Raw genomic sequence first — 13,967 nt, 5'->3', positions numbered from 1 at the left:
TATGAAAAATACATCAGCTAGAAATTTGTGGGGAGACTATTTAGACAAGCACCTTGAGTATGCATTTTCACATGAACCCAAAGTATCAAAACTTGGTGAAAATGAAAAGGAGGTAAAAGAATTGCTTAAATTGGTCCTATCGGGAAAGAAAAGGGCAATGTCTCACTCCCTGTTGGGACTTCAATATAGAGAAGAACCGCTTCCCAGGATTGGTGATTTTACTGTCCTCACAGACTGGCACGGAGATGCCAAATGTGTTTTAAGAACAGTAGCAGTGCGTCTTAAGCCTTTCTTTAGCATAAGGGAATCGTACTCTAAAGTTGAAGGTGAAGGCGATTTGTCCTTGGCATACTGGAAAACTAAACACTGGGCACATTATACCAAAGAACTGGAAGCTTTTGGTCGGGTCCCCAGGGAAAGTATGATCATTGTTTGTGAATATTTTGAAAAAGTATTTGAACGCTAAATTGCAAAACAATTAAGACCTCTTTATTTAAAAATCTTTTTTATATCCCGCATTTCATTTATTCCATATTCACCCATACATTGCCTTCTTTATTAGATTGTACAGTGGCTTCAATAAAATTAAGCCCCCGTACACCATCCAGCATCGTTGGGAATTCACCATCGTCATATTTTTCTCCACGGATGGCCCGCGCAGCTCCTAAATAGATATTGGCCATAGAATCGAAAATCCCCTCGGGATGTCCTGGCGGCAATTTAGTGCCATCGAGGGAGAGTTCAGAATTATATGCATGTCCGGGTTTATAAACTTGTACAGGTTCTGTATCGCTTAACTTATATAGGAAATTAGGTTTTTCCTGTTCCCATACGAATGCGGCTTTCTCACCATAAATTCTAATGGCCAATCCGTTTTCTTCACCGGTTGCTACCTGGCTACCCCTGATAACTCCTTTAATATGTTCCCCCATGCGTATTAATACCGTCCCATCTACATCCATTTGGTTATCCTCATAGAGGTAATTGAAATCGCATAACAAAGATTTAATCCTTAACCCGGTCGTATATTCTATGAGATTAAAGGCATGTACCCCAATGTCTCCCATGCACGAACTTACCCCTGCTTTTTTTGGATCCAGTCTCCAGACAGAGGAACGTTTTTCCCGGTCGTGGATTATTGTATTGATCCAACCCTGGTAATATCTCGCATCCACTTTGTGAATCTTACCCAAAGCTCCTTCCTTAATCATCTCACGCATCTGTCTTACCATTGGATAGCCGGTGTATGTATGTGTTACAGCGAAAACCGTCCCTGACTTTTTATGTGCTTCCTGTAAAATTTTGGCTTCCTCCAGGGTGGTTGTCATTGGTTTCTCACAGATTACATGAAATCCATTGTCCAAGAGCTTCTTAGCCATGGGAAAATGCAGAAAATTTGGCGTTAGTACAGAACAAACCTGCATGCGTTCTGCTTCAGGTAATTTCAATTCCTCTTCAATTAGGGTGTCAAAATCTGTATAGATCCTCTTTGTTGGGACATCAATTTCTTTGGCAAATTCTAAATTTTTGTTATAATCGGGATTAAAAACCCCCCCAACTATTTGGTAATTGTCATTAATATGTGAAGCCACCCTGTGCAACACTCCTATCAGAGAATCTCCTCCTCCGCCTATTATTCCCAATCTAATTTTTTTAGCCATTTTATTATATCGATTTTAGTAATTCTTTATGTCTGTCTCTGCATAATAACACCTCGGAAACTGTTCAATTTTCCTGCATTTTAACACCCCACATTGAGCTGTTTAGCTAGTTCAATTTATATAAAATATCTAAGATTTATAGGCAATTTTCTCGTTTTTAAACAAGATCCCAAACAATATAGATACCCCAAGAGCAAATATCGCCGGAAACATCCAGATCATTTCCCAATTATGTGTTGAATCAGGTAGCGAAAAATAATCTGTAATTCTACCCGCTATCCAGAAACCTATTAACATCCCCAGGCCATAAGTAGCCAGGGTAATTAATCCCTGAGCAGCACTTTTATATTTTGGACCCGCCTTGCTATCGGTATATATCTGACCTGAAACAAAAAAGAAATCATAACAAATACCATGTAAGGCAATCCCAAGAAAAAGAAGGAATGTAAACTCTCCTGCACCCCCATAAGCAAAACAGATATAACGAACGGTCCATGCCAACATGGCAACAATCAAAGTTTTTTTAAATCCAAACCTCCTGAAAAAGAAAGGTAAAAGAAGCATAAACAAAATCTCTGATAATTGACCAATGGTCATCTTCCCTGCCGGGTTTGAGATTCCAATTTCCCCAAGAAACTGTCCTGCGTGCTGATAATAAAAGGCCAATGGAATACAAATAAGTACAGAAGCGAGAAAAAACACCAAAAAATTTCTGTTTTTTAATAGTTTAAGAGCTTCCAGTCCAATGATATCAGCAATCCTAATTTTTCTTCTTCCGGTTAAAGCAGGAGGGGTTTTAGGCAATGTAAAACTAAAAAAACCCAAAAATCCTGAAGCCATTGCTGTCAGTAAAAATGTGTTTCTTAGATCTCCTTTCGTCAAACCTTCTTGAGAGTCCCAATGAAAAACATAACTAATTGTCAGACCGGCGACTATCCATCCTATTGTTCCAAAGACACGAACAAACGAGAATTGTTTTGCCGGGTTATCCATCTGGTTAAAGGCTATGGAATTAACCAGAGCCAAAGTTGGCATATATAAGACCATATAGGCCAAAATAAACGGGTAAAATCTATTAAAACTTTCGGCATAAGCTAATTGAACCATTAAAATTGCCCCAACAAGATGTAAGACGGCTAAAATCCTTTCTGCGTTAAAATAACGGTCTGCGATAAGTCCGATTATAAACGGGGCTAAGATTGCTCCCCAGGACTGGGTAGAATAGGCCAAAGCAATTTGAGGGTCACTAGCTTCCAGACTATTTGGCAAATAAATGCCCATAGTAACGAACCAGCTACCCCAAATAAAAAATTCTAAGAACATCATTACAGAAAGTTGAACCTGAATTTTCTTATTCATGATTATTTTTCGCTAGCGTTTATAAAAAATATAGTCTAACGAAAGTGGTTCAAGTTCATTATCCCTGAAATTCATGGCTATTTGCGACCTGTGATGTGTAGAATGATTTATAATGTGAAACAGTATATCCTGTAAGGTATTTGTGAAAAGCCTTCCTTCCGCGTTTTCAAAATCTATCCTAATTTCAAAATCTGTGGCATTGGTTGTTATCTCAAAAGAACTTCTTTGATTTTCATAATGTATATCCCCCCATTTTTTAATGGGATGAATTTCCCAGACTTTATAATCTGCCGGCTTTTGTAGAATCCGTGCATTCCAAATATTATGTGCATTAAGGATATGGCTAAATAACATGATACTTTTCTCCGGAACCTTATCTAGTTTAATGCACTCCTCAATGAGCTTTTTATTACAATAAAAATTATAATCAAAAAGTTGATTAAAAAAAACTTTCATATTGTTTAGTGGTAATTAGCCAACTTCTTTTGATGCTTTAAGTAATAAATCTCTAGTGGCAATAATGCCTTCTTCTTCTGACAGTTTCCGCCCCTCGTACTCAACACCTATATAACCTGTATATCCGGCATCCTTTACAATTTGTAACATTTTGGCGTAGTCTATTTCCGTCTCATTTCCATTTGCATCGAAATCATGCGATTTAGCGCTAACCGCCTTTGCATGAACCATAAGTTCCTTTACTCCTTTATAGATATCATAATTCTCTGCGCAACCTGCCGTATAATCCTTGGGGTCATTCCTCCTGATACAGAAATTACCAAAATCAGGTAAGGTTCCACAATTAGACATATTTACCTGGGTCATAACGTCGGCCAACATAGCAGCATTTGATGAAAGTCCCCCATGATTTTCTACCAGCACATTTATATTCTTTGTTTTTGCATATGTGGAAAGTTGAGCAAGACCATCTATAGAATTGGCTTTCCATTCAACCGGATCGGAGCTTCCAGCCAGATTAACCCTTATAGAATGGCAACCCATTGAGGCTGCGGCATCTACCCATTTAAAATGATTTTCAACTGCTTTTTTACGCTCGTTAGCGTCAGAAGTTGCCAGATCTCCCTGTCCATCTATCATAATTAAAAGATTCTTTAAACCATGCTTTTCGGCTTCGGCATTGCACTTATCCACAAAAGATTGCATGGCTTCATTTGAAAAATTGGCAGCTTCTAACTCTTTGTTATAAAGTTGACTTACATACTCCAGGCCTTCAAATCCCCATTGTTTGGCCTTTTCAGCAAAAGAATAGGGATCAACCCCATCATTAATGATCATATTGTGAATAGACCATTGCGCCAGGGATAATTTAAAAAATGGTGTAGAAGTTGTAACAACATTTTCTTCAATATCTGCTTCTTTTTTATCCGATTTCTTATCCTCCTTACACGCATAAATACCAAGTAAAGAAAAACCAATTCCGACTTTTGCACTGTTTCTGACAAATACTCTTCTTTTCATAAATATATTTCAGTTGAATAGTTAATATTTAATTTAAGGCTGAAGAATCCCCATTTACCTTTACGAAGCAACATTGGTTCTTGGTGCCAAAATATGATTCTTGCCTGCTTAATAACCGCCTTATATTATTCTCAAATAAATTGTTTTTTTAGTTGAAACCCCATAAGTCAATATCCCAATAAATGTAGAAAATTAATTCTATATTTGATACTTTTAGCAAATAAACAATATTACCGAATGGGTAAATTTTTATACAATGAAGAACAAGAATCCTATGATGCGATTGTTGTGGGTACCGGGATCAGCGGTGGTTGGGCTGCTAAGGAGTTATGTGAAAAAGGATTAAAGACCCTGGTTCTGGAACGAGGAAGAATGGTAAAGCATCGGGATGATTATCCTACTGCAAATATGGATTTGTGGGATTTTCCAAATAACGGGGAATTGTCTCCGGAAGAAGCAGCCAAGCAAATTAAACAGGCACGTACTGGCTATACAGTAAAAGCACCACATAATTTTTGGTTTGTTAATGATTTGGAACATCCCTACAATGAAACTAAACGCTTTGACTGGATGCGAGGCTATCATGTTGGAGGAAGATCCTTACTATGGGGCCGGCATAGCTATCGCTGGAGCGATATCGATTTTGAAGCAAATAAAAAAGAGGGGATTGGCGTGGACTGGCCTGTTCGTTATAAAGATATTGCACCTTGGTATTCCAAAGTAGAAACCTATGTGGGTATAAGCGGTGAACCTTTAGGTCTGCCACAATTACCCGATAGCGTATTTGAACCCATGATGGAATTAAATTGTGTAGAGCAACATGTAAGGGAAAAGGTAGCAGAAAATTTTGGTGGTCGCGTAATTACGGCGGGCCGTGTAGCCCACATAAATAGTAATAAGCAATTTGAAGGCGACGGGAGAATTAAATGCCAATATAGAAATCGATGTATTCGTGGATGCCCTTTCGGTGCCTACTTCAGCAGCAACTCATCTACCTTACCTGCTGCCGAAGCTACCGGAAATATGACCCTGAGACCAGATTCAATTGTTCATGAGGTTATGTACGATGCCGATACAAAGAAAGCAACAGGTGTTAAAGTGATAGACAGGCTTACCAAAGAGACTTTTGAATTCAAAGCTAAGGTGATATTCCTTTGCGCCTCGTCTATTGCCTCCACTTCTATATTAATGCAATCTAAATCGGACCGATTCCCTGATGGTATGGGCAATGATTCTGATCAATTAGGGCGTAATATTATGGACCACCACCTTGGCGTAGGTGCTTCGGGTAAATTAGATGGATATGAGGACAAATTTTATAAGGGTAGAAAACCTAATGGAATTTACGTGCCCCGTTTCCGGAATTTAGGAGGTAATTCCAATGTAGCTGCTTTTAAGCGGGGCTATGGCTATCAAGGAAGCGGCAGCAGAAGTAACTGGGATGATGTTGTATCTGAATTGTCTCATGGCAAAGACTTAAAAGAAGCAATCCTGAAACCCGGAGGTTGGAACTTTGGAATGGGAGGTTTTGGAGAAGTGTTACCCTATGAAGATAATAGAATGACACTTGATTACAATAAACTGGATGGTTGGGGATTGCCAACGGTAACATTTGATGCTGAGTTCAAAGAAAACGAGTGGAAAATGCGTGAGGATATGAAAGAACAGGCATATGATATGCTGACAAAAGCCGGACTTCGCGATGTTAAAGCTTTTGACAGGCCGGGGGCACTTGGTTTAGGAATCCATGAAATGGGTACTGCAAGGATGGGCAGAGACCCTAAAACTTCGGTGCTTAACGGATTTAACCAGATACATACTGTTAAAAATGTATATGTCACGGACGGTGCCTTTATGACCTCTGCATCTTGCGTAAATCCGTCATTAACTTATATGGCCTTTACGGCACGTGCCGTAAACCACGCCGGCGAACAACTTAAAAAAGGATTAATATAATGGACAGAAGAGTAGCATTAAAAAATATGGGCCTGGCACTGGGTTATACAGTAGCCACTCCAACTCTATTTAGCCTTGTTCAGGGATGTAAAAATGCAGAAACCGTAAACTGGATCCCTGATTTTTTTACTAAAGAACAGGGTAACGTGCTTTATAAACTGGTAGATATCATTCTACCAAAAACAGACACGCCTTCTGCTTCGGAAGTTAACGTTCATATCTTCATAGATCGATTTACGAATGAGATTATGGAAGATGGTCAGCAAACACTGATCAAAGTTTCCTTCGAAAAGTTCATTGAGACGGCTTTAGAGGCCGCAGGTAAAAAGAAAGCGGATGATTTAACTTCTGAAGACCTGGAGCCTGTATTGGCGGAGTCCCTTCAAAAGAAGGATGAAGAGGAGATATTGAATGAAGATCTGATTATTAAAAATCCTTCGGCAATGATTAGAGGTGAAAATGAAGCATTATCGGATGAAGCATTTAGTTATTCGTTTACTAAGAATCTTCGGGATATGACAATTTGGGGATATAAAACTTCGGAATATGTAGGGGAAGAAGTGCTTGCTTATCTACCCGTACCCGGAGAATATATTGGATGTGGTGATGTTGATGAACTCACTGGTGGCAAAGATTGGTCTCTATAAATTATTAATTTGAAAAGAAGAAGTTTCATAAATAAATCAGCTTGCGCGGCAGGTGCCCTGTCCTTATCAGGGTTTTCAGCCCCGGGAGCTATTTTTGAGGATTCCTTAAAACATACTTTTCATCTGAAATATGCACCGCATCTGGGAATGTTTAAACATAGTGCCGGGGAAGATCCAATTGCACAACTTAACTTCATGGCAGACCAGGGGTTTACCGCCTTTGAAGATAATGGAATGATGCAGCGATCCGTTTCCCTGCAGGAAAAAATGGCCAGGACTATGCAAGGGAGGGGAATTGAAATGGGCGTCTTTGTTGCGCATAAGATATATTGGACAGAACCAAATCTGGCGTCAGGGGATTTAGGGAAACGGCAAGAGTTTTTAGACTATATAAAGCAAGCCATAGATGTAGCTCAGCGCGTAAATGCCAAATGGATGACAGTTGTACCGGGCCATTTAGATTTACATTTATCGATGGGATATCAAATGTCTCATGTTATTGAATCTTTGAAACAAGCAAGTGCACTGCTGGAGCCTCATGATTTAACAATGGTTCTTGAACCATTGAATTTTAGAAATCATCCCGGTCTTTTCCTCACAGAATCTCCACAGGCATATGAAATTTGCAAAGCTGTAAATTCCCCATCATGCAAAATACTCTTTGACATTTACCATCAACAAATTCAGGAAGGGAATCTTATTCCTAATATAGAAGCTTGCTGGGATGAAATTGCTTATTTCCAAATTGGCGATAACCCGGGCAGAAAGGAACCTACAACGGGAGAAATAAACTATAAAAATATCTTTAAGTTCATTTATGAAAAGGGTTTTAAGGGTATTTTGGGAATGGAACACGGGAATTCCAGGCCTAATAAAGAAGGTGAATTGGCGGTAATAAACGCCTACAAATCAGTTGATGCTTTTAATTGAACTTTCCTGATACTTTTGATATTCCCAATAGATATCATATCCCCAAGCAATAAATCTTATTATTGCCGTAATCCGGATAAATCATTGTCATTTAATAGTAAAATTGATGATATTAACATTTTTTATATGTTTTTTTTACAATTTGGTAATCTGAATCCGAATTTGGTCCGTATATAAAATTGTTAGCATTAATTAATATTCCCCTGGCAATGGACAATTATTTTATCATTTTATTAATTTACACAGCATTGATTCTTATATCTTATAATGTTGTAAGACCTATTTTTAAAAAATAGGATTAAAAGCACTATTTAGTAAAAATACTTCAGGCTTTTATGGGTGATGTACCCCAAAAATTAAACTTATACAGCGTTTACTTCCAAATGTAATCCTAATTACAATTCAATTTTATATTTATTCCCCGACTAATTTCTATAATTCTATACGTAATCCTTTGGGCATAATTTCATTACATTTTTACAATGAGTAGAGTATGGTTTATCATTTAAACCGTACATATTCGCATTTGTAAGCCAACCCGGTATTTAAGTGTAAAGAAAGAAAATTGTGCGCATGAAAAAACACCTACTGACAGATCCGAAAATGGGGTAGATCTGCCCCAGGTGTTTTTTAATTAATAAACACTATCTACACTATAACTGAAACGGTATAGTATAATCAGCCAACAGCATTTCAGTATAGGTTACGTTCATGAACCGCACATCAGACAATCATCGTCTGCAAGTCCTTCTTTAGAACGTGCGATCAATTCTTTCATTTCTGATTGTGACATTGGCTCAACATCCGATTCCTGTTGTTTAACAGGAGTGGTTTCAACAGGTAAAGCCACTGCCGCTTCCGGTGTTGCAGCAGAAACCTCCGCCTCCGCAGCCACACTAACTGGGACTTCCTTCTTCTTGGTGTTGTCCAGCGTAAACTTAATTGCGTCTACCGCTGCTTTGGTCCTTAAGTAATACATCCCGGTTTTAAGTCCACTTTTCCAGGCGTAAAAATGCATAGAAGTAAGTTTACCATAATTCGCATTCTCCATAAATAGATTTAAGGACTGGCTTTGATCTATGAAATAACCTCTTTGCCTGGACATATCAATAATATCTTTCATACTGAGTTCCCAAACAGTCTTATATAGTTCTTTTATGTCCTCTGGTATAATATCAATATGTTGTATGGAACCATTGGCACGCATCAGTTCCTGTTTCAGGTTTTCATTCCATAATCCCAATTTAACCAGATCTTCTAACAGGTGTTTATTGACCACAATAAATTCGCCTGAAAGAACTCTTCTGGTATAAATATTGGACGTATAGGGCTCAAAACATTCATTATTACCCAAGATCTGTGATGTTGAAGCTGTTGGCATCGGTGCTACTAAAAGTGAATTACGAACCCCGTGCTTTTCTATTTTCTTACGCAATTTGTCCCAATCCCATCTGCCTGATAGTTCTTCATCCTTTACGCCCCATAGATTATGCTGAAACTGACCCTGGGAAATAGGTGAGCCTTCATAAGTTGAATAAGCACCCTCTTCTTTTGCCTGCTCCATAGAGGCCGTAACAGCCGCGAAGTATAGGGTTTCAAATATCTCTTGATTTAATTGTTTTGCTTTATCACTTGTAAAAGGCAAACGCAGCATAATGAATGCATCCGCCAGACCCTGTACCCCCAATCCAATTGGCCGGTGTCTCAAATTGGAATTTCTTGCCTCTTCAACCGGGTAATAATTACGATCTATTACTCTGTTAAGGTTTTTAGTCACCCGTTTGGTTACCCTAAATAATTCTTTATGGTCAAATTCCCCGTTTTTAATAAACATTGGTAATGCAATAGATGCAAGGTTACATACTGCAACTTCATCTGGTGAGGTATATTCCAATATTTCGGTACATAAGTTTGAAGATCTGATTGTACCAAGATTCTTTTGATTACTTTTCCTGTTCGCCGCATCTTTATACAACATATAGGGGGTTCCGGTCTCTATTTGAGATTCAAGGATTTTTTCCCAAAGTTCCCTTGCCCTTATTGTTTTTCTGCCTTTTCCTGCTGCCTCATATTTCGTATATAAGGTCTCAAATTCTTCACTGTGATTTGTGAATAAGCCAGGGCATTCATTAGGACACATTAGTGTCCATTCCGCGTCGGCCTCCACTCTTTTCATAAAAAGATCTGGCACCCACATGGCGTAGAAAAGGTCCCTTGCCCTCATTTCTTCTTTGCCGTGGTTCTTTTTGAGATCCAAAAATTCAAAGATATCTGCATGCCAGGGTTCCACATATATGGCGAAACTACCTTTACGTTTTCCACCTCCCTGATCCACATAACGAGCCGTGTCATTAAATACCTGGAGCATAGGTACAATGCCATTAGAAGTACCATTTGTCCCTGCAATGTATGACCCGGTAGCCCTAATATTATGAATAGATAAACCAATACCTCCGGCAGATTGAGAAATTTTGGCAGTTTGCTTTAAGGTATCGTAAATACCATCTATACTATCATCTTTCATTGCCAATAAGAAACATGAAGACATTTGTGGTTTGGGAGTTCCCGAATTGAATAAGGTTGGGGTTGCATGTGTAAAATACTTCTTGGACATAAGTTCATAAGTCTCAATAGCTGCATCCAAATCGTTCAGGTGTATGCCAACTGCGACTCTCATCAGCATGTGCTGTGGCCTTTCCGCAATTTTCCCATTTAATTTTAAGAGGTAAGATCGCTCCAGTGTTTTAAATCCAAAATAGTCATACCCGAAATCCCTATTATAGATAATTGTTGAATCTAATTTATCAGCATTTTCAGAGATAACTTTAAACACCTCATCAGACAATAACGGCGCCTTTTTACCGGTTCTGGGATTTATATATTCATACAAATCCTTCATTGTTTCGTAAAAAGACTTTTTAGTGTTCTTATGTAAGTTAGATACAGAAATACGTGCGGCCAGTTTTGCATAATCCGGATGCGCCGTAGTCATCGTTGCGGCAATTTCAGCAGCAAGATTGTCCAGTTCAGAGGTGGTTACACCATCATATAAACCTTCAATTACCCGCATGGCTACCTTTACAGGATCTACCAGGCCATTAAGACCATAACAAAGTTTACGTACTCTTGCCGTGATTTTGTCGAACATCATCGGCTCTTTTCTTCCATCTCTTTTTACTACATACATGTGTTTATAATTATTTTAAGTGCTATGTTGGTTATGTTAAGCTGATTTTACGAGCCTAAGACTTTACTAAAATGAATTGATATCCCCATTAAAAAAGGGGTAATACTATGTCGTCCTTTTTCTAGAAATCAGCGTCGAAGCTTATCTTTTGGGCATCTACATCCTTATCTTTATTAAGAACGCCGGCTTTTTGATATTCAGAAACGCGTTTCTCAAAGAAATTGGTTTTCCCCTGAAGCGAGATCATATCCATAAAGTCAAAAGGATTTGTGGCATTGTACACCTTCTCACATTCCAATTCAACTAATAACCTATCTGTTACAAATTCCAGATATTGAGTCATTAGTTTAGCATTCATCCCAATTAGACTCACGGGAAGGGATTCTGTAATGAACTCACGTTCAATATTTAGAGCATCTACAAGAATTTCAGTAATTCGCTTTTTAGGAACTTTGTTAATCAGGTGTTTATTATGCAGGTGTACTGCGTAGTCGCAATGCATGCCCTCATCTCTTGAAATTAACTCATTAGAGAACGTTAGTCCGGGCATTAAACCTCGTTTTTTTAACCAAAATATGGAGCAAAAAGCACCAGAAAAAAAGATTCCCTCTACAGCTGCAAATGCAATTAATCTTTCTGCAAAGCTGGGGGAATCAATCCATTTCAAAGCCCAATCCGCTTTTTTCTTTATAGCCGGAAAATTTTCGATTGCCTTGAACAAAATCCCTTTTTCCTTTTCATCTTTAACATATGTATCTATCAACAAGGAATAGGTTTCGGAGTGAATATTCTCCATCATAATCTGGAATCCATAAAAGAACTTAGCTTCTGAATATTGAACTTCATTCACAAAATTTTCTGCCAGGTTTTCATTTACAATTCCGTCTGAAGCGGCAAAAAAAGCAAGTATATGTTTTATGAAATATTTTTCATCCTCGCTAAGTTTGTTGTTCCAGTCCGTAAGGTCTTCATGAAGATCAATCTCCTCTGCAGTCCAAAAACAGGCTTCACATTTTTTATACCACTCCCATAAATCGTCATGTTGAATGGGAAAAATTACAAATCTATCTTCGTTTTCCTGTAAAATTGGCTCAAAGGCTGCAGTCATTTTATTTCTTTTTATTAGTGTTATTGTAGGATGGAATTTCCTAAGAGTTAGGGCTAACAAAGATTCAAAAATGTTATCAAATTGTAAAGGAGGTTTTATTAAATAGTACCCAAAGTTTTTAACACCGTATGTTGAAATCTAGGTTCGCCAGTGATGTTTGCTGCCTTTTTAGGAAAGTGAGTTTTTAGAAAAATTTATATCATTTTCAAGCAGGAATAATTAAACCAAAAAGTATAATAAAACATACTTGCTGGTTTATTAATTTGAGTGCAATCAAGTTTTACAGACTTAAATCCCTTCCAGGCAAGGGTTAGCAAATGAATTTTGTATTTATTCCAATAAAAAGGACCGGCAGGTGCAATCTTTGGATGAATAAGGAATACCAAAGTAAATAAGTAGAGAATATTAATGATATACGGATCTAAGCATTCCGTAACATTGTTTAATGTCAAAACGCGCAAAGAGCTCTGATAGATGATCAAAAAGAAAAAAAATACCGCCAAACCGCACGGCTCGTTAGATGTTTAAATTGTAATTACTTCTTGGTTCTGCTGATCTAGGTAGTTCCCCCGAAACCTAAAAATCGAGCAAATAACATGACCAACATGATTGGTATGGTTATCCAATTAGCAATTCCATCTATGGGCTGCTTAAAAGCACCAGTAAATCTATAAAGACATACTTTCCCAGAGTCGCACTTATGGTTTGACGGCTTTTCCTTTTTCTTAAAAGTTAAAACCTTTATAATTCTTCAATGAACTTATTCTCAATGGACAAATTTAAGGCCATAAAACCAAATAATCGAGCTTTAATTCTATTTTCTTAAAGCGATAAAATCTCCTTCTATGGTTAAATTTTCGCCGAGGTGATTTTCAAAATCCACATTTATATTTCCTTCTACTAAATTTTCATTTACGTTATAAAGCCCAATGCTCCCATTTTTTGTAAAAAATGGTACTTCCCCATATTGATCAATATTGGCAAACCCAAAAACTCCAACAAAACGATCCAGGAAACCATCAATATTTCTTGACACCCTATATCTGCCTTCTTTTAATTTTGCCGAATCGTAGTTTTCTGAAATAAAAAACCCTATTGAATTTGCAGGTGTCGTCTGCCCGACCTTTAGAGCTAATTTAAAAGTAGTGTACTCTTTTCCTTTCCGGGTTTTCTTTGTAGCAGTCGTAAAATTTACTGTACCATGCAAGAGTAATTCACATTCTCCCCTAACCTTTAACACATAACTACCTTCAGGCAAAATTGGTTCATCCGCACTGACATTCAAATTTTTATTAACCGTAAAGAGCATCGGAAAAATTAACCATAGACCAACCTTAAGGGATTTAATAACAAAATGTGGCATGGTTGCTAATTTTAAAATATTACTTGGATCATTATTACTCTCAGAAACCCCGATCTTCAGCTAAAAGCTTATCAATATTATTTTCTCCCAGGACCACTTCATCAACATTAACAGAGTGTTCCTTATTATCCGTCAATACAGCAAGCAGTATAGCCAGGATTAAAAGGGTAAAAAATATAATACATTTTTTCATTGGATCTCATTAGATTTTTGAGCATATGCTCGTACTCGTAATTCCAAATTATTTTAAGACCAAATTATGTGGTAACAAATAATCCTC

12 protein-coding genes are annotated in these 13,967 nt (G+C 37.7%); 4 read left to right on the top strand and 8 right to left on the bottom strand.

The features are described 5' to 3' along the window. Positions 1–466 (top strand): ASCH domain-containing protein (locus Q0X77_RS04780; protein ID WP_297793823.1); only part of this gene is annotated, 466 nt, incomplete at its 5' end. 58 nt (positions 467–524) lie between these two features. On the opposite strand, the gene Q0X77_RS04775 is transcribed toward Q0X77_RS04780, so the two are convergent. The 4 genes from Q0X77_RS04775 to Q0X77_RS04760 form a co-directional block, all read right to left on the bottom strand. Beyond that, the gene (locus Q0X77_RS04775) at positions 525–1,661 is read right to left on the bottom strand and encodes a Gfo/Idh/MocA family oxidoreductase (RefSeq protein WP_297793820.1); all 1,137 of its coding nucleotides are present in this window, start codon (positions 1,659–1,661) and stop codon (positions 525–527) included. Between the two features lie 129 nt (positions 1,662–1,790). Then, complete coding sequence (locus tag Q0X77_RS04770) at positions 1,791–3,020, bottom strand: MFS transporter (protein WP_297793816.1); 1,230 nt, start codon at positions 3,018–3,020, stop codon at positions 1,791–1,793. Between the two features lie 12 nt (positions 3,021–3,032). Then, complete coding sequence (locus Q0X77_RS04765) at positions 3,033–3,476, bottom strand: DinB family protein (RefSeq protein ID WP_297793813.1); 444 nt, start codon at positions 3,474–3,476, stop codon at positions 3,033–3,035. A gap of 15 nt (positions 3,477–3,491) precedes the next feature. Next, on the bottom strand, positions 3,492–4,496 hold the full coding sequence (locus Q0X77_RS04760) for a sugar phosphate isomerase/epimerase (protein ID WP_297793810.1): 1,005 nt from the start codon (positions 4,494–4,496) through the stop codon (positions 3,492–3,494). Between the two features lie 237 nt (positions 4,497–4,733). Between Q0X77_RS04760 and Q0X77_RS04755 the strand changes: the two genes are divergently transcribed. The 3 genes from Q0X77_RS04755 to Q0X77_RS04745 are packed head-to-tail and all read left to right on the top strand — an operon-like array spanning position 4,734 to position 8,029. Beyond that, entirely contained in the window at positions 4,734–6,452 is a 1,719-nt protein-coding gene (locus tag Q0X77_RS04755) for a GMC family oxidoreductase (protein ID WP_297793807.1), read from the top strand. Then, on the top strand, positions 6,452–7,099 hold the full coding sequence (locus tag Q0X77_RS04750; protein ID WP_297793804.1) for a gluconate 2-dehydrogenase subunit 3 family protein: 648 nt from the start codon (positions 6,452–6,454) through the stop codon (positions 7,097–7,099). Before Q0X77_RS04755 ends, Q0X77_RS04750 begins: the two co-directional genes overlap by 1 nt. A 9-nt stretch (positions 7,100–7,108) precedes the next feature. Beyond that, entirely contained in the window at positions 7,109–8,029 is a 921-nt protein-coding gene (locus Q0X77_RS04745; protein WP_297793801.1) for a TIM barrel protein, read from the top strand. Positions 8,030–8,738: 709 nt separating this feature from the next. Here the strand turns inward: Q0X77_RS04745 and Q0X77_RS04740 are convergent. The 4 genes from Q0X77_RS04740 to Q0X77_RS04725 all read right to left on the bottom strand — a co-directional run bounded on the left by Q0X77_RS04740 (position 8,739) and on the right by Q0X77_RS04725 (position 13,880). Next, positions 8,739–11,216 carry a ribonucleoside-diphosphate reductase subunit alpha gene (locus Q0X77_RS04740; protein WP_297793799.1) on the bottom strand — a complete coding sequence of 826 codons (2,478 nt, stop codon included), beginning with the start codon at positions 11,214–11,216 and terminating at the stop codon, positions 8,739–8,741. A 121-nt stretch (positions 11,217–11,337) separates the two neighbouring features. After that, positions 11,338–12,324, bottom strand: a complete 987-nt coding sequence (locus Q0X77_RS04735; RefSeq protein ID WP_297793795.1) for a ribonucleotide-diphosphate reductase subunit beta — start codon at positions 12,322–12,324, stop codon at positions 11,338–11,340. An 814-nt stretch (positions 12,325–13,138) separates the two neighbouring features. Continuing rightward, the gene (locus Q0X77_RS04730) at positions 13,139–13,687 is read right to left on the bottom strand and encodes a hypothetical protein (RefSeq protein WP_297793792.1); all 549 of its coding nucleotides are present in this window, start codon (positions 13,685–13,687) and stop codon (positions 13,139–13,141) included. A gap of 40 nt (positions 13,688–13,727) precedes the next feature. Further along, entirely contained in the window at positions 13,728–13,880 is a 153-nt protein-coding gene (locus tag Q0X77_RS04725; protein ID WP_297793789.1) for a hypothetical protein, read from the bottom strand. Between the last annotated feature and the right edge of the window lie 87 nt (positions 13,881–13,967).

Origin of the sequence: uncultured Eudoraea sp. (assembly GCF_947258925.1) — a bacterium.
Taxonomy (GTDB): domain Bacteria; phylum Bacteroidota; class Bacteroidia; order Flavobacteriales; family Flavobacteriaceae; genus Eudoraea.
The sequence above is the reverse complement of the archived record's forward strand: the minus strand, read 5'-3'. Positions and strand labels throughout refer to the sequence as shown.